This is a genomic window from Pseudomonas sp. M2(2023), from assembly GCF_030263955.1.
Lineage (GTDB): Bacteria > Pseudomonadota > Gammaproteobacteria > Pseudomonadales > Pseudomonadaceae > Aquipseudomonas > Aquipseudomonas asiatica.
The window spans coordinates 2,464,012-2,486,206 of the sequence record NZ_CP127114.1 but is presented as its reverse complement, the minus strand read 5'-3'; the positions used below and the strand labels follow the sequence as shown (position 1 = coordinate 2,486,206).

Below are 22,195 nucleotides of genomic sequence, written 5' to 3'. Positions count from 1 at the left end.
TACTGCCCAGGGCCGAGGAACCAGCGGAAATACGGGCGCGGCGGTTCAGGACATCATCCAGTGACACACGGATGCAACGAAGCACCGTTTGGTACCACCGGACTTGTTGGTCTGAACTTTGCCGTCCGCCCTGGCTTCCCCTGCATATCCAACACGCAAAGATGCGCCTGCCGGGCAGGTGCCAACGAGCGCGTTGGTATCCGGAGCGTTGCTGGCCCGCGCGGCGTCAAGCGCACCGGGCCTGCTTCTGACTAGCACAGCAAAGGCTGGCATTTCCGAGGTCCAACTACAGGGGTTTGCAAAATGATCGATCAAGCGACAGGTATGAAACCAGGAGAACGCTATCGCGTGGAAAACGTGGAGCGGGCTCATCAGTTCCCTGGCTTCTTTCAAGACGGGAAGTATTATCTCGGCCCTGAGCTTTTGACCGCCGTGGGGTGGATCGAAGGCACGCGCTTCATCTACGACAGCGTGGATGCCGAGGGTGAACCCGTGTTTCCGAACCGGGAGGCTGGCACGATTGAAGGGCTGAGGTTGACCCTGGTCGATGGCACCGCTCTTGAGCTTTCTCGGATCGAGGCCAGCGAAACGATCGCGCCACTTGACGACCACAAGAAATCTGGCACAGAACAGGAAGCGCCCCGCGGGGGCGTTCAGAGCAGAGGTCCACTGCGCGGCAAAGTCGTGGTGATCACTGGCGCTTCCAGCGGTATCGGCCGGGCCGCCGCGCACGCATTTGCCTGCAAGGGTGCTCGCCTGGTGCTCGCTGCGCGCGATGAAGAGGCGTTGTTCGACGTGCTGGATGAATGCACCGACTGCGGTACCGATGCCATCGCGATCACGACCGACGTCACCCGCAACGACCAGGTGCAAGCGCTGGCCGCACAGGCAGCAGAGTTCGGCCACGGGCGAATCGATATCTGGATCAACAACGCCGGCGTTGGGGCGGTCGGCAATTTCGAGGAAACACCGCTGGAGGCCCACGAGCAGGTCATTCAGACCGACCTGATGGGTTACCTGCGCGGTGCGTTCGTAGCCCTCCCCCTCTTCAAAGCCCAGGGCAGCGGCATCCTGATCAATACGCTGTCACTGGGCAGCTGGGTGGCCCAACCCTATGCAGCCGCGTACTCCGCGAGCAAGTTCGGCTTGCGCGGCCTGACCGAGGCGCTGCGGAGGGAACTGACGGAGTTTCCCGATATCCATGTTTGCGATATCTATCCGGCCGTCATGGACACACCGGGCTTCCGAGACGGCGGCAACTACACAGGCCATGCGCTGACGCCTCCGGGCCCTGTATATGATCCCGAACTTGTGGCGAAGGCCATGGTGGCCTGTGCAATCTCGCCACGCGCTCACACCACGGTCGGTGCCACGGCCCGCCTGGCGCATCTGGCCAGTTACCTGGTACCAGGCCTGCCTCTGTTATCGGGGTGGCTGACGCGTCGGGGGATAAACCGCAGTCCCAAAGCCGAAACATCATCTGGCAACCTCTTTGAGCCGCCGAGTGGCAGGAGGAGTATCGACGGGGGTTGGAGGAAGTCAAAAGACAAGACGCCACTACTGATCGGCGCAGCGGCGCTTGGAATGATCGTAGGTTTTGCAATCACCCATTCACGACGCAGGAGCTGAACGACCGTGCCGTCAAAGTCGATGCAAGCCCGATCCTTCCCAAAGGTTGGCGAACAAAGCTCTGCTGCACCACAGGCGCCCGCACGGGTTCTTTCGCGCAACCCGTCGGGCCGAGCAAAATGCAGTAGAGCAAACGCCCCTCTGCCTGACGTCAGAGTTGAACACAGACTTTCCTGTGTGACGACATGAGGTGAAAGATCATGGCTGACAACCAAAGCAATCGTGGCCACCAAGGTGGTACCGCCCAGAACAATCCAGGCAATTTTGCCAATGACCGTGAGAAGGCGTCGGAGGCAGGTCGCAAAGGCGGACAAAGCTCTGGGGGCAATTTTGCCAACGACAGAGAACGCGCCTCTGAGGCTGGACGTAAAGGCGGACAGAACAGCCACGGCGGCGGTCGTGGCAGCGAAAATCGCTAACTTGAAATGAGCTCGGCCAGGGTGCACGGCACCCTGGCCTTTTTTTCTGGATTTAACCGCAGTGGCCACCAAACGCTCTGCGTCGGTTTCAAGCTACAACGAAGCAGTGAGCCGCCCCTTCCACGCTTCGTACTGGCAAGCAGCGGTTGAACGTTCAATCCGTGCAGCAGAATGCTCAGCGCCACCACCGATCGTTCCGCTGCATGTGGTTAACGCATCTTAGGCAGTACCCGAGAATTTCCCGGCATCGATAGTTCATGCGCTGTCGACCACAACCTGCACAAATCTGGCATGCGATGCTCATCGCATCATCCCCTGCTCCTCGAAATACTGACTCAAGGCGGTCGCCTCCCCCTCAGGATCAGCCAGCGCGACATAGTTGTCAGGCCGCAACAGGTAAGCAGCATTTCTGGCAACGCCGGCTTTCTCGTACGCATGCTCCCAAGCGAAAACATGCAGTGCAATACCGTGCCTTGCGCACCATTGGGACAAGTCGGCCTTGGCTTCGCCGTAAACATGCACCTGCCACTGAATGGCTGCCAGTGAAGCGTAGTTGTCCTCGGTGCCCACAGGCAGCCAAGGCAGGCGATCACCGCCCTGAACGCCACCGGCCTTGCCTTGGCTCAGCGGGCTTTCGCGGTAATCGAGGGTGGTTTGCGAAACCACTCGGAACAGGTACTCACGGACGTTTTCGCTCTTGTACGCAACGCTCGCGAACATCGGCGCGATGCGAGTGCGTACAAAGTCGGCAAATCCGCCTTGAGCGGTAACGAAGGTGAACAGTTTGTCAGTTGTCTCTACCAGCGTGCGGGCAAATGCCTGGCGTTCGATCTGGTAGCTGTCGAGCAATGTGTCGGGCGCCTTCCCTTTCAACACCGCGGCCAACTTCCATGCCAGGTTGATCGCGTCCAGAATGCCGGTGTTCATGCCCTGCCCTCCCGCCGGGCTATGCACATGCGCAGCATCACCGAGCAGAAACGCCCGGCCACGGCGGAAATGGTCCGCGACGCGATGGTGAACACGGTAGGTGGAAAACCAGTTCACGGCGGTAATCCTGAGGTTCAAGCCGTTGATGGCATCATGACCAACGTCCTCGAACGTCAGATGTTCAGGATGCTCGGCTCGCTCATCACGCACGGTGCCAATCAAGCGGTACTGGTCCTTTTCGCCATAGCACAAAAGCAGCACAAAATCGGATTTATCAAAAGCGATATGCCCCTCGCCTGCCGGCTCGACGCCCGTTACCCTGACATCCGCAACATAGAAAAGCTGTTTGTAGGTGCCGCCATCGAAACCGCTGCCGATCTCTTGCCGAACGAGCGAACGAGCGCCATCGCACCCCGCCAGAAAAGCCGCAGTGAAGGACTCTTCTCGCCCATCAGCATGTTTCAGCAGGGCCGTGACATGGCTTTCACCCTCCTCGAAGGACAGCAGTTCGGTCTGCCGTTCCACATCCACCCCGAGTGACTGGAGCTGCTGCACCAGCAGGCGCTCATGGCGGTCCTGGGGGTAGATCAACACGAAGGGATACGCTGAAACTTCTCTGCCTGCGTCGCCCAAGGGGATACGCGCCCTGTGCCGACCGCGTGCCCACATGTTCATGGCAGGGGTTTTATAGCCAGCCTCTATCACTGGCTCGGCTAGGTCGAGCTGGCGATAGAACTCCAGCGTGCGGGCTTGAACAGCCATTGCGCGAGAAGCTTCGCCAGGACCACTGCTCTTGTCGACGATCCTTACGGCAACGCCTTGCCTGTTGAGCCAAAGAGCAAGAACCAGCCCGGTCGGACCGGCTCCGACAATGAGAACGTCGGTCTGCGCCATGATCTCACCTCGAACATCAATGACCCTGGAATCATGAATGTTCCTGGGCGCGCGCAAAGTCAACGTTTTATTGGTCGTTCGCAATCAAGGGGGCATTTGCCCCCCCGATTGCATAGGTCCTGCCCCTCACGATCCGAAGCCATGAGTGGCCCTTGCATTGGTCATAGCAGCTCGGGGAATGCAGCGCCAAGCAGGCCCGGATCCTTCAGGATCGATGCGCTGCTGGCGATATCCGGGGCCAGCCAACGGTCCTGGGCATACGCCGGGACCCGTTCGCGCAACAACCGCCAGGCAACGTTGGTACCCGCGCCAAAGCGCTGCTCCTTGAGGAACTCGAATGCCTGGGCCGCCAACAGGTATTCGATGGCGAGGATCTGCGTGCAGTTCTCCAGGGCGCGGTGCAGCTTCAACCCGGCATTGGTGCCCATGCTCAGATGATCCTCCTGCAGGCCGGAGGTGACGTAGTTGTCGACGACTGCCGGTTGTGCCAGCTGACGGTTTTCTGCACACAGTGAAGCAGCCACGTACTGGACAATCATCATCCCCGAATTAACTCCCGGCTGGCTGACCAGGAAAGCCGGCAAACCGCTGACCAACGGGTTGATCAGGCGATCGAGACGACGCTCGGCAATCGCCCCGATCTCGGCCACCGCGATGGCCAGCAAGTCAGCCGCCATGGCCACCGACTGGCCGTGCGGATTCGCCTGGGAAACCACCCGATACGACTCGGGCGTACCCAGCAGCATCGGGTTGTCGGTGGTGGAGTTGAGTTCGGTTTCGATCTGCCGCGCAGCGTGGTCCAGCTGGTCGCGGGCGGCGCCATGAACCTGCGGAATCGAGCGAATGCTCAACGCGTCCTGGGTGCGAATGCCTTGGCTGCTGGCAATGATTTCGCTGCCGTCGAGCAGGCGCCGCAGGTTACTGCCCACGCGCTGCATGCCGGGGTGCGGTTTCATCGCGATGATTTCAGGGTCGAAGGCATCGAGCTGGCCGCGCAGGGCCTCGAAGCTCATGGCACTGATAACATCCGCCCATTGGCTCAACCGCGTGGCATCGTCCAGGGACAGGCAGCTAAGGCCGGTCATGCAAGGGGTACCGTTGACCAGGCACAGGCCATCCTTGGCACCCAGTTTGACCGGCGCCAGGCCGACCTCGGCCAAGGCCTGCTGTGCCGGCATGATCTGGCCGCGATAGCTGACCTGGCCGACGCCCAGCAAGCTGATGCTGATATGCGCCATGTGGGTCAGGTACCCCACCGACCCCTGCTTCGGCACCTGCGGTGTGATGTGCTGGTTGAGCAAGGTCAGCAGCGCCTCGACCACCTTGCGCTGCAGGCCGGAACGGCCCTGGCAGAAATTGATGATCGCCGCGCACATTATCGCCCGGGTCTGTTCGTCCGACAGCGCCGTACCCACGCCACAGGCATGGCTGAGCAAGGTGTTGTGCGACAGCTGGCTGAGTTGTTCGTCCTGCAACGAGACATTGCACAAGGCGCCAAGCCCGGTGTTGACGCCATAGGCGCGGTCACCGCTGGAAACGATGCGCTGGACAATCGCCTGGGCGTTCTCGATCCGTGCCCAGGCCGATGGGGCCAGCTCAAGCTTCGCGCCATGCCGGGCCACTGCCACCACGTCCTGCCAACGCACTGGCGCGTCGGCGATGATGATTCTTTCGGCAAACGACATACACCCGGTTCCTTAAAGCGAAGCTACGCGACGCTGCACGAAACGATCTACATATTCGTCCGCAGGCTGGTAGAGGATTTCTTTCGGCGTGCCGACCTGCACCAGGCGACCGTCCTTGAGAATGGCAATCCGGTTGCCGATGCGCACCGCCTCGTCCAGGTCGTGGGTGATGAAGACGATCGTCTTGTGCAGTGTCTTCTGCAGCTCCAGCAACTGGTCCTGCATTTCGGCGCGAATCAGTGGGTCGAGCGCACTGAAGGCTTCGTCCATCAGGATGATGTCGGTGTCGGCTGCCAGGGCGCGGGCCAGGCCGACGCGCTGACGCATGCCGCCCGACAACTGGTGCGGGTACGACTTTTCGTAACCCTTGAGGCCCACGGTGTTGATCCAGTGCAGGGCACGCTCCGCGCACCTGGCCTTGCTCTCGCCACGGACTTTCAGGCCGTAGGCGACGTTGTCCAGCACGCTGCGGTGCGGCAACAGGCCGAAGCTCTGGAATACCATGCTGATCTTGTGCCGGCGGAATTCGCGCAGGGCGTCCATGTCGTACTGCAGAATGTCTTCGCCATCGACCAGGATCTGGCCGCTGGTCGGGTCGATCAGGCGGTTGAAGTGGCGCACCAGGGTCGACTTGCCCGAGCCCGACAGCCCCATGATCACGAAGATCTCGCCGCTGCCGATGGACAACGAGAGATCGTTGACCCCAACCACGCAGCCGGTTTCGGCCAGGACCTGATCCTTGGCTTTTTGCTGGCGGATCAGTTTCAGGGCATCTTCGGCGCGAGCACCGAATATCTTGAAGACATTCTTGACTTCGATCTTGTTCATTGTCTGTTTGGCGCTCATTTGCCCACCCCATGCCGTGGTCGGCCATAGGCCTGGGTAATGCGGTCGATCACGACCGCCAGAATCACGATGGCCAGGCCCGCTTCGAGGCCGCGGCCCACATTCAGGGTCTGGATGCCGACCAGGACGTCTTCACCCAGGCCGCGGGCACCGATCATCGAGGCGATGACCACCATCGACAGGGCCATCATGGTGGTCTGGTTGATACCGGCCATGATGCTCGGCAACGCCAGTGGCAGCTGCACGCCGAACAGTTGTTGCATGCGATTGGCACCGAAAGCGTTGATCGCCTCCATGACCTCGCCATCCACCTGGCGAATGCCCAGGTCGGTCAGGCGAATCAGCGGCGGCGCGGCATAGATGACGGTGGCAAAGATCGCCGGCACCTTGCCCAGGCCGAACAGCATCAGCACCGGTATCAGGTACACGAAGCTGGGCATGGTCTGCATGATGTCGAGCAGCGGCATCAACACCGCCCGAAGGCGATCGTTGCGCGCCGACAGCACACCCAGCGGAATGCCGACCAGGACCGATATCAGCGTTGCGACCAGCATCAGCGCCAGGGTCTGCATCAGCTTGTCCCAGAGGCCGACCGCGCCGACCAAAAAGAGCAAGCCGACGATCACGGCAGTGGTCACGACTTTGCGGGTGGCGTGCCAGGCGATACCAGCAACAATGGCCAGCATCAGCCACCAGGGTACTGCGCGCAGCAGGCCTTCGAGGTTGACGATGGCCCACAGCAGGGTGTCGGAGATGTGCCGGAACACGTCACCGTAGTTGGTTACAAGCGCATCGACCCAGCCATTGACCCAGTCGGCAATGGAAAACGTGAAGTTCTTGGGAAACATGGAATTCTCTCGAGCAAGTGCATGAAACGGACTGTCGCGTGCCTTGTCCGGCAGGAGCCGGACGAACCCACACGCTCAGAGTGCCGCGTCCACCTTTTTGGCTGCGTCTTCGCTGACCCAGCTGTGCCAGACCTCGGGGTGCTCCTTAAGGAACAACTTGGCCAGTTCCGGCGACTCGATGCGATCTTTGCTCATGCGCGCCAGGTTCTGGTTCAGCAGGTCGATCGGCAGATTGACCTTTTCCAGCACCGCCACCAGTTCCGGCGCCTGCTCGTGGAAGGCCTTCGACAGGCCCACTTTGATGGTCAGGGATTTATCCACGCCTGGCTTCTCGTCCAGCTTGACCAGGTCGACCAGGCCCATCAGCGGCGTCGGCGACCAGTAGTAGAACAGGATCGGCTCGCCACGCTTGTAGCTCGACAGCACGGCGGCATCCAGTGCCGGGCCGGTGCCCGGGCGGAAGTTGGTGTAGCTGCTTTCCAGGCCGTAGTGCTTGAGCATCTCGCTGTTGTCCAGCTCGCAGGTCCAGCCGGCCGGGCAATTGTAGAAGCGCCCCTTGTCCGGCTCTTCCGGGTCCTTGAATACCTGGGCGTATTGCCCAAGATCGGCGATGGTCTTGAGGTTCGGTGCCTTGGCTTCGAGTTTGCGCTTGGGGTCGCCTTCGATCACGTAACGCGGCACATACCAGCCTTCGACTGCGCCAACGACCGGCGCGCCGACGCCAACGACCTTGCCGGCGGCCGCCGCCTTGTTCCAGACCTCGCTGCGCCCTACCCACTCTTCGGCAAACACCTGAATGTCGTTGCTGCTCAGGGCGTTTTCCATGGAGATGGAGTTACCCGGCAGGCTGTCGGTTTCACAGCCATAACCATTTTTCAGCACGAACTGCATCACGTCGGTGAGCAGCATCCCGCTTTCCCAGTTCAATCCGGCGAATTTCACCGGTTTGCCAGACTCGCACCAGCCGGCCGCCTGGCTGGCACCAGCGGCCGCCAGCAGCCCGAAAGATAGTGTGGTGGTCAGCAGAGCCTTTGTAATTTTCATTGTGACGCTCCCAAACAAGAACATGGATTGCAGTAGTCGAGGGCATCCGGCCCAAAGATGGTCGCCAAACTGGCTGATCAGCCTTGCAATCGGCATCGGCGTGGCACCTGTGATCGGTTGCCACTACACAGAGGAAATATTTCACAACCTCAAAAAAGGATAAAATAATATGTCCTGATGTATCACAACGGAAAAACCTATGAAGTTCACACTGCGACAACTGCGCTACGCGCTCGCAGCGGCCAAGCACGGGAACCTCACGACTGCCGCCATGGAGCTTCATGTTTCGCAGCCCTCCATTTCGGCGGCCATCAGCGAATTGGAAGAGGTGCTGGGCCAATCGATTTTCGTGCGCCAACGTGGCCTCGGCATATCGCTGACCCCGTTCGGGCGTACCGTCATGGTCCAGGCCCGCCGCGTTCTGAGCGAGGCTCGGACCTTTGCCGAGATCAATGCCAATGCAGGAGAGTGTGTCGGAGAGTTGGTGGTCGGATGTTTTGAAGACCTGGCGCCCTATTGCCTGCCACAGATCGTGCGACGGATGCAGGAGTCCTGCCCGAGGGTCACGGTCGATATGCGCGAAGGCAGCTTCGATTATGTTGGCAAGCGGCTGAGTGAGGGTGCGATAGAGCTGGCGATCACCTACGATCTGGGTCTGCCGCCGAACACTCAATGCACCCAGTTGTGCCAGCTGACCGCTCAGGTACTGCTGGCTGCCGATCACCCGTTGGCCAAGGAATCGCGCGTCAGCCTCAAAGCGCTATCCGAATACACGTTGGTAGTCACCGATCAGGTCCACAGCTGGCAGCATGTGCTGGATCTGTTCAGCTTCTACGATCTTTCGCCCGCCGCTGTGCACCGTGTGCGCACCTTCGAGATGCAGCGTAGCCTGGTCGCCAACGGGTTTGGCGTGGCGCTGATCTACACCCGGCCATTTGGTGACCGCAGTTATGATGGTCAAGCGCTGGTATGTCGGCCGACCGAGGAGAAATTGCCAGCGCACAGCATCGTGCTGGCGCATGATCAACGCTATCCGTTGACGCCTTCGGCTGAGGCGTTCAAGGAGCTGGCGGTGGCATGGTTCGCGGAACGGCCGTCGTTTGCATCCGAATGAAACTGCGCTCCTCTGCGAGGCGTCATTGCGCTAACGACACCTGGTCTTTCATCATCCCCATCAGTGCCTCGTTTTCCAGCGGTTTGCTGAGCAGAAAGCCTTGTACTTCATGGCATTGGTCATCGCTGAGCAAGGCCAGTTGCTCGGCGGTCTCGACACCTTCGGCAGTCACCGTCATGCCCATTGCATTGCCGAGGTTGATGATGGCCTGGACCACGCTACGGTCGCTGCCGCTCTTGCCCAGGTGCTGCACGAAGCGCTTGTCGATCTTGATGCTGTCGAACGGGTAGGTACGCAGGTAGCCCAGCGAGGAGTAACCGGTCCCGAAGTCGTCCATGTTCAGGCGCACGCCCAGCTCCTTCAGTGCAAGCATGGTGTGCAGTGCGCCTTCGACATCGTTGAGCATGACGTTTTCGGTAATTTCCAGCTCCAGGCGGTGGGCTGGCAGCCCGGTGGCGCGCAACGCGTTACCGACGTCGCGGACCACATCACTGCGGCTGAACTGGGCCGGCGACATGTTGACCGAAACCATCACCGCCTGCGGCCAGCCCCGCGCCTTGATGCAGGCGTCATGCAGCACCCAGTTGCCAAGCAGCACGATAAGGTCGGACTCTTCGGCAAGTGGAATGAAACGGTCCGGGCGCAGCAGGCCCAAGCGAGGGTGTTGCCAGCGCACCAGGGCCTCGGCCGATGCGATCGAGACCCCATCGACCTTGAAGCGCGGCTGAAAATGCAGCACCAGTTCGCCACGCGGTATACCCTCGCGCAACTCGCTTTCCAGCACACGTTTCTCCATCAATGCTGCGTTCATCTGTGCCGAAAAGAAGCGCCAGGTGTTCTTGCCCGCCTGCTTGGCGCTGTAAAGGGCCACGTCGGCGTGCCGGATCAGGTCGCTCGGTGTACCGGGGTATTCGGCCGACAGCACTACACCCAGGCTCACCCCCACTTGCACGACATGCCCTTCGACCTGAATGGGGCGCTTGATCGCCTCGATCACGCGCATGCAGAACCGGTCCATGTCTTCGTGATCGCCCGGCCGGGTAAGTACGACGATGAATTCATCACCTCCCAGACGGGCGACCAGATCACTGTCACGGGTAGCTTGACCGAGGCGGCTCGCTACCTCGAGCAGCACCGCGTCGCCGGCTGGATGCCCAAGGCTGTCGTTGATGGGCTTGAAGTTGTCCAGGTCCAGCATCAACAGCGCCAGCTGGGCGCCAGGCGTTGATTGTTCGAGAAAACGGAACAGCTTGTTGCGATTAGGCAGGCCGGTCAGGGCGTCGTGCAAAGACAGGTGCTGAATCTGGGCATGGGCGGCCACTTCGTCGGTGATGTCGCTGCACGTGCCACGAAAGCCGGTACAGACGCCCTCGGCCACGATCGCACGAGATGCGATCCTTCAGATACGCTGTTGACCGAGATGGTCCTGGTACTGGCAACGCAGCGTGCCGGAAGAGCCTGTCGCGGCCAGGCTGTGCAGCGAGGTCCGCAGGTTACTGGTGTCACACGACAGCAACTCGGTAATCGGGCGCTGTCGCCACGACTCGACCGGGTGCCCGGTGAGTGCGGTGAACCGGTCCGAAAGGTAGGTCAGCCGAAGGAGTACATCAGTTTCCCATATCCAGTCCGACGCGGCTTCGGCCACGGCCTTGAAGCGCTCTTCACTCGATTGCAGGGCAACCCGGGAAGTCATCAGAGCACGGTGGCTACGATCGATCCTGGTGCTGGCCCGAATCGCATAGCGTGCAAACAATGCCATGCTCATCGCGATGAATAGAACCGCGATAGCCAAGGGCGCGATAACCGTCTGGATCAGTTCGGTGCCAGGCTGCGGAATATCCCATGTCAAGGCGTGGCCGCTGCCTTCGAGTGGCAGGGCACCGCGCCCTTGGCGCTGATCGGCCGAATCGTACACGGCCAGGCCGGACAACCCCGCCGCCTGGCCCAGCGGCAAAAGCACCTGTGGCGATAGTACCCGAATGAACACCAACACCGCAGTTGGTCCCGGCGGGCGGGCCGGCTGGGTCTGCGGGCGGATCAGTGCAGCGACGTACACCGCCGGCTGGCCACGAAAGACCAGGTAGCCTGACGACGCCTGATCGTGCTGCGCTGCTTGCCGAGCCTCCTGCAGGATCTTGCCAGCACTGACAGTATGATGCTCCAGGCCCTGCTGGCTGAGCTTACCGTCCAGTATTGCGTACCGAGTGCCGTCGTCATCGAGCACATATACGCCTTCGTACCCATCGGAGGTATAGAGCGTGGCGCCGACGTTGTCCTCGTCGTATGCCCAATGTGCATCGACCTGCCCGCCCAAGTGATCATAGGCGGCCTGCCAGTTGGCATGGGTCAGCAGGAACGTCTTGTCGTTTTTCTGCAACTGGGCCATGGCGGATTCAGCATAGAAGCGGCTTTGCTGCACTTGCCGGGCATCCAGCGCCTCGGCGAGGCGGTAGAGGGAGAACAGCCCCAGTAACAAGGCCAGCAGCAGAATCAAGGAAAACACCACGATCAGTTGCCCGACCACATGACTACGGGTCGACATTTCATTGTCAGCAAGGACGTCCATTGGTTCACCATCGCGGCCTAGGGTCTCCCGGTTGACCGGGCGGCAGGCTTGGAGGTCGATGGAGCTGACGATCGGTGGTTGGCGAAAGGCAACCTAGAGCCTGATACGGGGCTATGGTCAGCACAGCGCGGGGGCCTGCCAGCGGTGAACGACCGCCAGGTTGGATAACGGTTCTGGTGCGTACCGCGGATAACGACCCATAGCTGTCGTTTTGCCCAACGGCGATCATTGTGGGAGCGGGTTTACCCGCGAACACCGGCATAGCCGGTGCCATGCACCATGTCGCATTCTTCGCGGGTAAACCCGCTCCCACAGGGCCGGCGTCGCACTTGAGATCACACGGTACCTGTGGGAGCGGGCTTGCCCGCGAACACCGGCAAAGCCGGTGCCATCCACCGCGTCGCCTGCTTCGCGGGCGCGCCCGCTCCCACAGATACTGCGCGGGCTTCGAGTTGGCGCTGAACCTGTGGGAGCGGGTTCACCCGCGAAGGGGCCCTCGAGGTCAATCACGGCTGCCGCTTGAGTCAAACAAAGCCCAAACGCTCGTCAGACACCCGGTACCGTCTTCCGCCCAACCAGTTGCTGTCTCTCCACCCCATCCAGCAACGCCTCCACCACCGCCTTGGCCGAATCCAGCCCATGGTCATTGCTCAACAACAGATCACGACAGGTTCCCTTGGCCAGCTCCAGTGCCTTGAGATTGGTCGCAAAAGCGCCTTTGAGCAGCGTGGACAGATGCACCAGCGCATCTTCGTAGTCCACCCCAGAACGCACGGCAAACAACGGCGGATGGCTGCATTCGCACGTGGAGAAACTGGAGGACGCCGTGGTGGCGCGTACGGGAGGATCGGGTAAGCCTTTTGTCATTGTGTCGCTCCTTGATTCACTGGAGCCGCCACACAACGTGACCAAACGAATGGGTGGCGACTGTACGCGGGTTGGTCAACCGGGAATCAAGGAAACCGGCGCGCACGGAGGCGCCCCACGCACAGCCGCCATAAAACGAAACAGCGGGCACAAAAAATGCGCCAACTGTATCGCAGAGCGGGCGCTTGTGCGCCTTGATGATTGCGGGTGACCAAACCCGGCCGCTGGACTTACAGCAGCGGGCAAAGACTACCGGTGTCAGGGAAGCGTTTCAAGCGAAGGGAATGTGCAGTAACACTTCCGTTGGCGCCTCTCACTTATCACCGGCCGGCGAATCAGCAGTGATCACCATGTTGTGTCGCCTGCACCGGCCTCTTCGCGGGTAAACCCGCTCCCACAGGAGCGGCGTCGCGCTTACGAAACCAGTTATCCTTTAGCGTCCGCTTTGGGCCAAAAGCGATCGACCGCGAATGGCGGCTAACGACCCACGGCAGACACTGATCCAAAGCTCTGTAGTCAGTACCGGCCTCATCGCCGGCAAGCCGGCTCCCACAGGAATATCACCAACTTTCAGGCATGCGCTGTACCTGTGGGAGCCGCGCTTGCCGGCGATGGGCCGCGAAGCGGCCCCGGTTACAGGTGTCCGCAATGGATCGTTAGCAGCCATTCGCGACTGAGCGTCAACGACCCAAAGCGGACGCTTTATTCGGTCTTTTCTGCAGTATCCAGCCATCAAACTGCACCGGACATCAAAGCCGGACGGATGACTTATCGGGTATCGCTCGCTACCCTGAAAGCCCCGTCGCCTGACGGTTTCCAGGTCAAGTCCCATTTCACCAGACGAGCATGTCATGAAATCCCCCACAGGTTTGCTGCTGTCGGCTATCGAACTGGACCGTGCCAGTGCCATACCTCTGTACCGTCAACTGTATCTGCAAATTCGCAAACAGATACTCAACGGCAGAATTCAGGGGGGCGTGCGCCTGCCGTCGACGCGGACCTTGAGCATCGAGTTGGGGCTGTCGCGGATCACCATCCTCAATGCTTTCGATCAGTTGATTGCCGAAGGTTTCCTGGCCTCGCGCACGGGTGCAGGTACGTATGTCGGTACTGAGTGGGAAAACCGGAGTATCGAGGACGAGCAACCGCGCCAGCCACCGCGCCTGTCCGAACTGAGCCAGTCGATGCTGTCGCTGCGCAGCGATCATTTTCGCGGGGTGTCCTATGCCGACTGGGATCCGGCGACGCCGACCTCCTTCCTGCCTAGTCACAGCACCTATGAAGGGTTTCCGCAAGCAATCTGGCGGCGCCTGATGAACCGTCATTTGCTAAAGCCAACCAAGGCGATCCTGGGTTATGGCGAGTTGCAAGGCTTGCAGGCGTTTCGCACAGCGATTGCCGAGTATGTCTTCGATGCGCGAGGTATCGACTGCAATGCCGGGCAGGTAGTGATCGTTTCCGGCGCGCAGCAAGCATTCAACCTGCTGGGCATGCTGCTGCTCAATCCGCAGGACAGTGTCTGGATGGAAGACCCTGGGCACATCGCCGCGCGAATTGCGTTGCAAGCCCAGGGGGCCCGGATCATTCCGTTGCGTATTGATGAACAGGGGATCGATGTCCAGCAAGGCCTTGCCGAGTGCCCTGATGCGCGCCTGGTATTCTGTACGCCTTCGCGTCAGCATCCTTTGGGTGTCACCCTGAGTTATGTGCGGCGCCAGGCACTCATCGACTGGGCTGCGAAGCATCAGAGCTGGATCATCGAGGACGATTGCGACAGCGAGTTTCGCTACAGTGGTCGACTTCTTCCGGCACTGTATGCCATGGACCAGATGGCCCGAGTGATCTACGTCGGCACGTTCAGCAAAGTGCTCTTCCCGTCACTGAGACTGGGCTATGTGATTCTGCCGCAGGCTCTGGTCGAGCCCTTCTGCACCCTGCGCGCGGTCATGGATCGCAGCCCGCCCACACTGCTTCAGGCCACAACGGCCGATTTCATGAGCGAAGGCCACTTCCTGGGGCACATCCGCCGCATGCGTGCACTGTACAAGGCGCGCCAGCAGGCGTTGATCGAACAACTTGAAAAGCAGATCGGCAGCTTTTTCAGGATCACTCCGACGGATGCTGGCATGCACCTGATCGCCTGGCTGCCCCCCGAACTCAGTGACACTGAAATCGCCCGGCAACTGGCCCGACACAACATCCACACCTACGCTTTGAGCGACTACCGCATCAAGCATGACCTGCCGCCTGCCCTGTTGATCGGCTTTGCCGGCACGCCTGAAAAGCAGGCCCGGGAGCGTGTCGAGGAGCTGGCCCAGGCTTTGCGCACGCTGGGTTATCTTCCGCCGACCACTTGATGCGTGGAAAGTGGCCTTATCAATTAATTGATAATGGATCTATCGAGAGTTCCTGGCTGGCGCGATAAAGGCTGCGCCGGTAGACCGGTGCCTGAACCAGGAACAACTCTAATGAACAACAAGATCCAGGAACGATTCAACGCCTTGCTGAGCCACAAGGTGGTCGAACACGTGGCTGCTCCAGTGCTGACAGCGGCACTGGCCCAGCGGCTGCTTGAGCGTCTCGGGCAATTGCGCCTGTTTGCCCACGCCTACCCGCTTCTGACCAACCTCACCCACGGTCGTGTCACACCCGCGGACATGCTGGACTTCGCCTATCGCCACGAACTGCAAGGCCTGAGCCTGCACTTGCTCGACGGCGAGGAAAACAGCCTGAGCCAGATGTCGCCAGAGCAGCTCCAGGCGTTTGCCAGCAAGGCCAAGGCGCTGGGGCTGGATGTGCACCTGGAAATCAGCAGCACGCTGAAAAAGGATGTCGACCAGGTGATCGCCATCGCCAACGCACTGGGCGTGCGCAACATCCGTGTCTACTCACGTTACGAGGGTCCGCTGTCGCGGGTCATGGACGTGATCGAGACCGACCTGCACTACCTCGCACAACAGGCCGATGCCAACGATCTGTACTTTGACTTCGAGCAGCATGAAGAACTCAAGAGCAGCGAAATTGCGCAGCTGCTCAACCGTGTCAACCACCCTCGCCTGCATGCCCTGTTCGACTTCGGCAACATGATCAATGCCTGCGAACAGCCCCTGCAGGCCCTGCACAACCTGGCGCCGCACATCCGCCAGGCTCACCTCAAGGGCGTACGCATCGTCCCCGAACAAAACGGCTTCGGCCATTACGGCGTGTTGCAAGGCAGCGACGAAGACGATCTGCCCAGCGCCCGCATGCTGTTCGAACTGTTGATGCTGGGCGAAGCAACCCCACAAGTGATCGCGTTCATTCTCGAGCAGGAAAATCACTACGTGGCCCCGGCCTTCCGCCAGAGCCTCGAAGCAGCCGATCCATTCATTGCTTACCGGGAGATGAGCGAAACGCCGCTCCCGAAAGGCTACTCGCTCGAGCGCATGCTGGCCGACGAACACCGCTGGGCGAACAATCAGGTGGCCTATGTCCGAGGTTTGCTGGGCGAACTGCGCACCTTGGCTGAACTGACCCTGGCCGCTCCTTCCAACGCCTGAACCTGAAGACCCGATTACGCCCGGAGAACAATAATGACAACTCAAAACAAGGCCAAATGGCTCAGATTCCTGATTCTCATCCTTGGTGGCGGCACCATTTACAAGTTGGCGAATCTCAAGGACGCCTTCTATGTCCCCATGCAGGAATTCATGGGCCTGAGCCACACTGAAATCGGCATGCTGTTGAGTGCCAACGCAATCATCGCGACTGCACTGTTCGTGGTTGGTGGCCTGCTCGCCGATCGCTACGACACGCGCAAACTGATCCCCCTCGGCCTGATCGGGACCGGGAGCCTGGGGTTGTACCTGGCGACCTTTCCGCCCTTCAGCAGTTTGCTGATCGTGTTCAGTCTGTTGGCCGTCTGTGCCGACTGCCTGTTCTGGCCATCGCTGCTCAAGGCCATCCGCAATCTGGGTGACGATCAGGAGCAAGGCCGGTTGTTCGGCCTGCTGGAAGGCGGGCGCGGCGTGGTTGATACGCTGGTGGCCTTTTCCGCACTGGGCGTGTTCGTCGCCATGGGCTCGGGGGAAGCCGGCCTGAAATCGGCGATCCTGTTCTACTCGGTCATCGACATTCTGGCTGGCACCCTGACCTGGGTCCTGCTCAAGGGCGGTAATGCGCAATCGGCTACCAAGCCGAAAAACGGTCTGGCAAACCTGATGGAGGCTATCAAGGTACCCGGTATCTGGTTGGTCAGCCTCAATGTGTTCATGGTCTACATCGTCTACTGCGGCCTGACCTATTTCATCCCCTACCTCAAGGAAATGTACGGGTTGCCAGTAGCGTTGGTAGGCGCCTACGGCATCATCAATCAATACTTCCTGAAAATCCTCGGCGGGCCTGCCGGCGGTTTCATTGCCGACAAGCAGTTCAAGAGCACCAGCCGTTATCTGAAGTGGGCATTTCTGGCGCTATTGCCGCTGATGGCCGTGATCATGCTGATTCCTAAAAGCCCGGGCTTCATCTATGCGGGGATGGCGGCCACCCTATCCTTCGCCCTGATTGTTTTCTCGATGCGCGGCGTGTTCTGGGCACCCATGGGCGAAGTCGGCATTCCCCAGCACATCACCGGCTCGGCCTTCGGCATCGGTTGCCTGATCGGCTATGCCCCTGGCATGTTTGCCTACGTCATCTATGGCGCGATCCTCGACCACTTCCCTGGTCAACAGGGCTACAACTATGTGTTCATTCTGATGAGCGTGCTGGCCATTGCAGGCTTCATGGTGTCCAGCCTTCTCTATCAAGCGGTACGCAAAAAATCCGTGCTCTCTGGGGGGGCCGACGCGGTACAAGCCTGATCGTCGTCACGGACTACAGGAGGAGGATTCGTCCATCATGCCGACTCCTCCTCCGCCCACTCGACGAAATGCATTTTCATCCTGGAACGACGCGGCTGGAACATCGGAAATGGCCAAATCCATTGATTGATAGTGACCGTTTTCGATCTGCAAGCGACGTCCAGAACATTCTGCGTCGGTGACTGCGTCATAACCTGACACTCGGAACGAAACGCACTACTCCTTGCTTGCGCGGCCGGAGTGTCGCCTCGCCATGGACTCGCTCCAATTCGGAGCAAAAGCTGCAGCTCGGTGCATAGCGCGCCTTTTTTTGAGGCGCGCCTGCCCCCCCCTCCCGACGTTCCCGCACGGCTGCATGCGGCGCAGTCATCGAATTCAGCAATAAAACCCAAGAGTTTCAAGGTGTTACCGCCAGCCTGTTGCCACTCCAGAGCTGTGCCCGGCTTTCGGCACCTTCATTGCAATGGCCTCTTGCGTGCACAACGCACAGCAATTGATCGGATTCGAGGCTCACCGCAGACAAAACACCCACCGACCCGCAAGGCCGCACCCTGAAACACGTAGATGAACCGCAATGAAGCTGCCGGCAACGGTGGCAAGGAGTGGGTATGTCCCGGGCATTTTTCAATGAAATGTATGATACGAACGGAAGTTGCCGCCCGCATTACCAGGAGTTCGCCCGCTGGTTGGCAAACACCCCGCTGGAGTTGCTGGAGCAACGCCGACGCGAAGCTGACCTGCTGTTTCACCGCGCCGGTATCACCTTCACCTTGTACGGTGACAAAGAGGATACCGAGCGCCTGATCCCCTTTGACATCATCCCGCGCAGCATTCGCGCCAGCGAATGGCGCATGGTCGAGCGCGGCTGTATCCAGCGGGTTCAGGCGTTGAACCTGTTCCTGCAGGACATCTACCACGACCAGCGCATCCTCAAGGCCGGCATCATCCCGCCGGAACAAGTGCTGGCCAACGAAGGCTACCAGATCGCCATGCAGGGCCTGGGCCTGCACCGCGGGCTCTATGCCCATATCGCTGGCGTCGACCTGGTCCGTGACGGGGATGGCAGCTACTTCGTGCTGGAGGACAACCTGCGCACCCCCAGCGGGGTCAGCTACATGCTCGAAGACCGCAAGATGATGATGCGGCTGTTCCCCGAGCTGTTCGCCGCACAGCGTATCGCGCCCATCGACCACTACCCCAACCTGCTGCTGGACACGCTCAAGAGCGCCAGCCCACTGGACAACCCCACTGCCGTGTTGCTCACCCCTGGCCGCTTCAACAGTGCCTATTTCGAGCACGCCTTCCTGGCCCGGGAAATGGGCATCGAACTGGTCGAGGGTGCGGACCTGTTCATCCGTGACGAGCACGTCTACATGCGTACTACCGCTGGTCCAAAACAGGTGGATGTGATCTATCGCCGCCTGGACGACGACTACCTCGACCCGCTGTCGTTCAACCCTGACTCGATGCTGGGCGTGCCGGGGCTGATTTCGGTGTACCGCGCTGGCAACGTGGTGCTGGCCAATGCGGTAGGCACCGGGGTGGCAGACGACAAGTCGATCTACCCCTATGTCGACGACATGATCCGCTTCTATCTGAGCGAAGAGCCGGTCTTGAACAACGTTCCTACCTGGCAGTGCCGCAGGCCTGCAGAGCTTTCCCATGTCCTGGCCCACCTGCCCGAGCTGGTGGTCAAGGAAACCCAGGGCTCCGGTGGCTACGGCATGTTGGTCGGGCCTGCGGCGACCAGCGCACAGATCGAGGACTTCCGCGCCCGCATCAAGGCCCGCCCGCACGCCTACATCGCTCAACCTACCCTGTGCCTTTCCACATGCCCGACCTTCGTCGACAGCGGCATCGCACCGCGCCACATCGACTTGCGCCCGTTCGTGCTGTCCGGCAGTGAAACCCGACTGGTGCCAGGCGGCCTTACCCGCGTGGCCCTTCAGGAAGGTTCGCTGGTGGTCAACTCGTCGCAAGGCGGCGGTACCAAGGACACCTGGGTGGTGGAGGACTGAACCATGCTTTCGAGAACTGCTTCCGACCTTTACTGGATGTCGCGCTACCTGGAGCGTGCAGAAAACCTTGCGCGCATGCTCGAGGTCAGTTATTCGCTGTCGCTGATGCCCCAGGCTGGCCGCAGCGACGGCCATGCCGAGCTGGCCATGTCACTGCTGGCATCCGGAACGCTGGACGACTACCGCCGCCGGCACACCGAGCTGGACACCGAGCGCATGCTGCACTTCTTCGCCCTGGATGCGACCAACCCCGGCAGCATCTATTGCTGCCTGCAGGCGGCCAGGACCAATGCCCACGCAGTGCGTGGCCGCATCACTGCCGACATGTGGGAGAACATCAACGCTACCTGGATCGAGATGCGCAACATTGCCAGCAATGGCCTCGGCCGTTATGGCATCAGCCAGTTCTGCGACTGGGTCAAGGAACGCTCGCACCTGTTCCGCGGTGCTACTTCAGGCACCATCATGCGCAACGACGCTTACAGCTTCATCCGCCTGGGGACCTTCCTGGAGCGGGCTGACAACACCCTGCGCCTGCTCGATGCACGCTATGAAATGTTCGGGGAGGCCTCCGAGGAAGTCAGCGATGATTCTGCCCGCGGCTATTACCAATGGAGCGCCTTGCTGCGCGCGCTGACCTCCTACGAAGCCTTCAACGAACTGTATCGCGCCGCACCCAGTGCACGACCGGTGTCCGAGCTGCTATTGCTGCGGGTCGATGTGCCCCGCTCGCTGCATGCCTGTATCGAGGAGCTGGACCAGATCCTTGCCAGCCTGCCGGGCAGCACCGGGCGCGCCGCCCAGCGCATGGCCGCCGAACTCAACGCTCGCCTGCGCTACACCGCGATCGACGAAATACTCGAAGCAGGGTTGCACCCGTGGTTGAGCGACTTCATCGGGCGCATCAATCAACTGGGCCAGGCGGTCCACCACTCCTATCTGGAGGTCGTATGAAACTGTCCATTCGCCACGACACAACCTACAGCTATGCAAGCGATGTGTGCAACAGCATCCAGTTCCTGCGCCTGACGCCACGCAGCAGCGAGCGCCAGCGCATCACTGAATGGCAACTCGACCTGCCCTGCAAGGTCAACGGCCAGATCGACCCGTATGGCAACATCCTGCATGTATTGACCCTGGACAAACCCCATGGCCACCTGGCACTGACCGCCAGCGGCCAGGTAGAAATCGACCCGGATCGCGAGCAAGAGGCCGGCGAACATTCACCCCTGCCCTTCCTGCGCGGCAGCCACCTGACCCAGGCCGATGACACACTCAAGGCCTTCGCCAGCCGACATTGTGGCAAGCACCGTGACCGGGCAGCGCTGATCGGGCTGATGCAAGGCCTGGCCGAGCACATGCCATACAGCCCCGGTGCCACATCGGTGGGCACCACTGCCATCGAAGCGTTCAGCGGCGCTGCCGGGGTGTGCCAGGACCATACCCATGCGTTTCTCGCCTGCGCGCGCAGCCTGGGTATTCCGGCACGCTATGTGTCCGGTTACCTATGTACCGAAGACGAGCAGCACCTGGCCAGCCATGCCTGGGCGGAAGCCTGGGTCGATGACGCCTGGTACAGCTTCGACATCACCAACCGCCTGACCCGGCCAGAACGCCACCTGAAGCTGGCAGTGGGCCTGGACTACCTCGATGCCTGCCCGGTCAGGGGCGTGCGCCGCGGGGGCGGCGCCGAATCGATGCAGGCCAGCGTACACGTGCACCGCCAATGACAGGTGCGGCATCCGTTCATGAAAAAAACAAGGGAAACAGCATGACCTATTGTGTCGCCATGCACCTGGCGGACGGGCTTGTCTTCATCAGCGACTCACGCACCAATGCGGGCATCGACCAGATCGCCAGCTTTGCCAAGCTGTTCGTGTTCGGCGTGCCGGGGGAGCGCCTGATCGTCCTGCAGACCGCTGGCAACCTGGCGACCTCGCAATCGGTGGTGAACCTGCTCCAGCAACGTACGAAGGGCCCCGGCCCCCACCTGTTGAACGTTGCGACGCTCTACGATGCAACGGTACTGGTCGCCGACACCTTGCGCGAGGTGGTCAGCCGTGATCGCAGCAAGCTTTCGGCTGGAATCGACCTGAGCAGTTCGTTCATCGTCGGCGGCCAGATTGCCGGCGGCCCCATGGGCATATACAACGTCTATGCGCAGGGCAATTTCTTCCAGGCCACGCCGGACACCCCGTTCCTGCAACTGGGCGAAAGCAAGTACGGGCGGCCGATTCTCGACCGCAACCTCGGCTACCATATGCCACTCGATGAAGCGTTGCGCTGCGGCCTGATCTCGTTCGACTCGACCATTCGCAGCAACCTGTCGGTGGGCATGCCGTTGGACCTGCTGGTGTATCAGAAGGACAGCCTGGAAACACCGAAACGCCAGCGTATCGCCAGCGACGATGTGTACTACGAGCAGATACGCAGGCAGTGGAGCGACGGGCTAAAAAGACTGTTGGCCGAACTGCCAGCGCCGCCCTACTGATTGGCAGGG

The 22,195-nt window shown here is 60.6% G+C and carries 16 protein-coding genes and 1 pseudogene; 10 read left to right on the top strand and 7 right to left on the bottom strand.

The window, feature by feature from the left end:
• The first annotated feature begins 303 nt into the window (after positions 1 to 303).
• On the top strand, positions 304 to 1,629 hold the full coding sequence (locus tag QN085_RS11485; protein WP_023661497.1) for an SDR family oxidoreductase: 1,326 nt from the start codon (positions 304 to 306) through the stop codon (positions 1,627 to 1,629).
• Between the two features lie 200 nt (positions 1,630 to 1,829).
• Positions 1,830 to 2,048 carry a con-10 family general stress protein gene (locus QN085_RS11480; RefSeq protein WP_003256807.1) on the top strand — a complete coding sequence of 73 codons (219 nt, stop codon included), beginning with the start codon at positions 1,830 to 1,832 and terminating at the stop codon, positions 2,046 to 2,048.
• Between the two features lie 300 nt (positions 2,049 to 2,348).
• Here the strand turns inward: QN085_RS11480 and QN085_RS11475 are convergent, their stop codons facing one another.
• The 5 genes from QN085_RS11475 to QN085_RS11455 form a co-directional block, all read right to left on the bottom strand.
• Entirely contained in the window at positions 2,349 to 3,869 is a 1,521-nt protein-coding gene (locus tag QN085_RS11475) for an FAD-dependent monooxygenase (protein WP_023661495.1), read from the bottom strand.
• A gap of 161 nt (positions 3,870 to 4,030) precedes the next feature.
• Positions 4,031 to 5,554: a histidine ammonia-lyase gene (hutH, locus tag QN085_RS11470; RefSeq protein ID WP_023661494.1), complete on the bottom strand. Its 1,524-nt coding sequence runs from the start codon at positions 5,552 to 5,554 to the stop codon at positions 4,031 to 4,033.
• Between the two features lie 12 nt (positions 5,555 to 5,566).
• Complete coding sequence (locus QN085_RS11465; protein ID WP_023661493.1) at positions 5,567 to 6,400, bottom strand: quaternary amine ABC transporter ATP-binding protein; 834 nt, start codon at positions 6,398 to 6,400, stop codon at positions 5,567 to 5,569.
• A complete protein-coding gene (locus tag QN085_RS11460) occupies positions 6,397 to 7,248 on the bottom strand; it encodes an ABC transporter permease (protein ID WP_015270115.1) in 852 nt (283 codons plus the stop codon). The genes QN085_RS11465 and QN085_RS11460 overlap by 4 nt, the downstream gene beginning before the upstream one ends.
• 75 nt (positions 7,249 to 7,323) lie before the next feature.
• Positions 7,324 to 8,292, bottom strand: coding sequence for an ABC transporter substrate-binding protein (locus QN085_RS11455; protein ID WP_015270114.1), 969 nt, complete (start codon positions 8,290 to 8,292; stop codon positions 7,324 to 7,326).
• Positions 8,293 to 8,491: 199 nt separating this feature from the next.
• On the opposite strand from QN085_RS11455, the gene QN085_RS11450 reads away from it, so the two are divergent.
• On the top strand, positions 8,492 to 9,406 hold the full coding sequence (locus QN085_RS11450; RefSeq protein ID WP_023661491.1) for a LysR family transcriptional regulator: 915 nt from the start codon (positions 8,492 to 8,494) through the stop codon (positions 9,404 to 9,406).
• 22 nt (positions 9,407 to 9,428) lie between these two features.
• On the opposite strand, the pseudogene QN085_RS11445 reads toward QN085_RS11450, so the two are convergent.
• Positions 9,429 to 11,972: pseudogene (locus tag QN085_RS11445) on the bottom strand (bifunctional diguanylate cyclase/phosphodiesterase).
• A gap of 546 nt (positions 11,973 to 12,518) precedes the next feature.
• Positions 12,519 to 12,755: a hypothetical protein gene (locus QN085_RS11440; RefSeq protein ID WP_015270586.1), complete on the bottom strand. Its 237-nt coding sequence runs from the start codon at positions 12,753 to 12,755 to the stop codon at positions 12,519 to 12,521.
• A 935-nt stretch (positions 12,756 to 13,690) separates the two neighbouring features.
• Here QN085_RS11440 and pdxR point away from each other — a divergent pair.
• From pdxR to QN085_RS11405, 7 genes are all read left to right on the top strand, one after another.
• On the top strand, positions 13,691 to 15,196 hold the full coding sequence (gene pdxR, locus QN085_RS11435; protein WP_023660579.1) for a MocR-like pyridoxine biosynthesis transcription factor PdxR: 1,506 nt from the start codon (positions 13,691 to 13,693) through the stop codon (positions 15,194 to 15,196).
• A 111-nt stretch (positions 15,197 to 15,307) separates the two neighbouring features.
• Positions 15,308 to 16,378 carry a sugar phosphate isomerase/epimerase family protein gene (locus QN085_RS11430; protein ID WP_023660578.1) on the top strand — a complete coding sequence of 357 codons (1,071 nt, stop codon included), beginning with the start codon at positions 15,308 to 15,310 and terminating at the stop codon, positions 16,376 to 16,378.
• Positions 16,379 to 16,411: 33 nt separating this feature from the next.
• The gene (locus tag QN085_RS11425) at positions 16,412 to 17,677 is read left to right on the top strand and encodes an MFS transporter (RefSeq protein WP_023660577.1); all 1,266 of its coding nucleotides are present in this window, start codon (positions 16,412 to 16,414) and stop codon (positions 17,675 to 17,677) included.
• A gap of 608 nt (positions 17,678 to 18,285) precedes the next feature.
• On the top strand, positions 18,286 to 19,695 hold the full coding sequence (locus QN085_RS11420; protein ID WP_015270106.1) for a circularly permuted type 2 ATP-grasp protein: 1,410 nt from the start codon (positions 18,286 to 18,288) through the stop codon (positions 19,693 to 19,695).
• Between the two features lie 3 nt (positions 19,696 to 19,698).
• Positions 19,699 to 20,649, top strand: a complete 951-nt coding sequence (locus QN085_RS11415) for an alpha-E domain-containing protein (RefSeq protein ID WP_015270105.1) — start codon at positions 19,699 to 19,701, stop codon at positions 20,647 to 20,649.
• The gene (locus QN085_RS11410) at positions 20,646 to 21,425 is read left to right on the top strand and encodes a transglutaminase family protein (protein WP_023660575.1); all 780 of its coding nucleotides are present in this window, start codon (positions 20,646 to 20,648) and stop codon (positions 21,423 to 21,425) included. Before QN085_RS11415 ends, QN085_RS11410 begins: the two co-directional genes overlap by 4 nt.
• Before the next feature lie 41 nt (positions 21,426 to 21,466).
• The gene (locus tag QN085_RS11405) at positions 21,467 to 22,186 is read left to right on the top strand and encodes a proteasome-type protease (RefSeq protein ID WP_015270103.1); all 720 of its coding nucleotides are present in this window, start codon (positions 21,467 to 21,469) and stop codon (positions 22,184 to 22,186) included.
• Positions 22,187 to 22,195 lie beyond the last annotated feature (9 nt).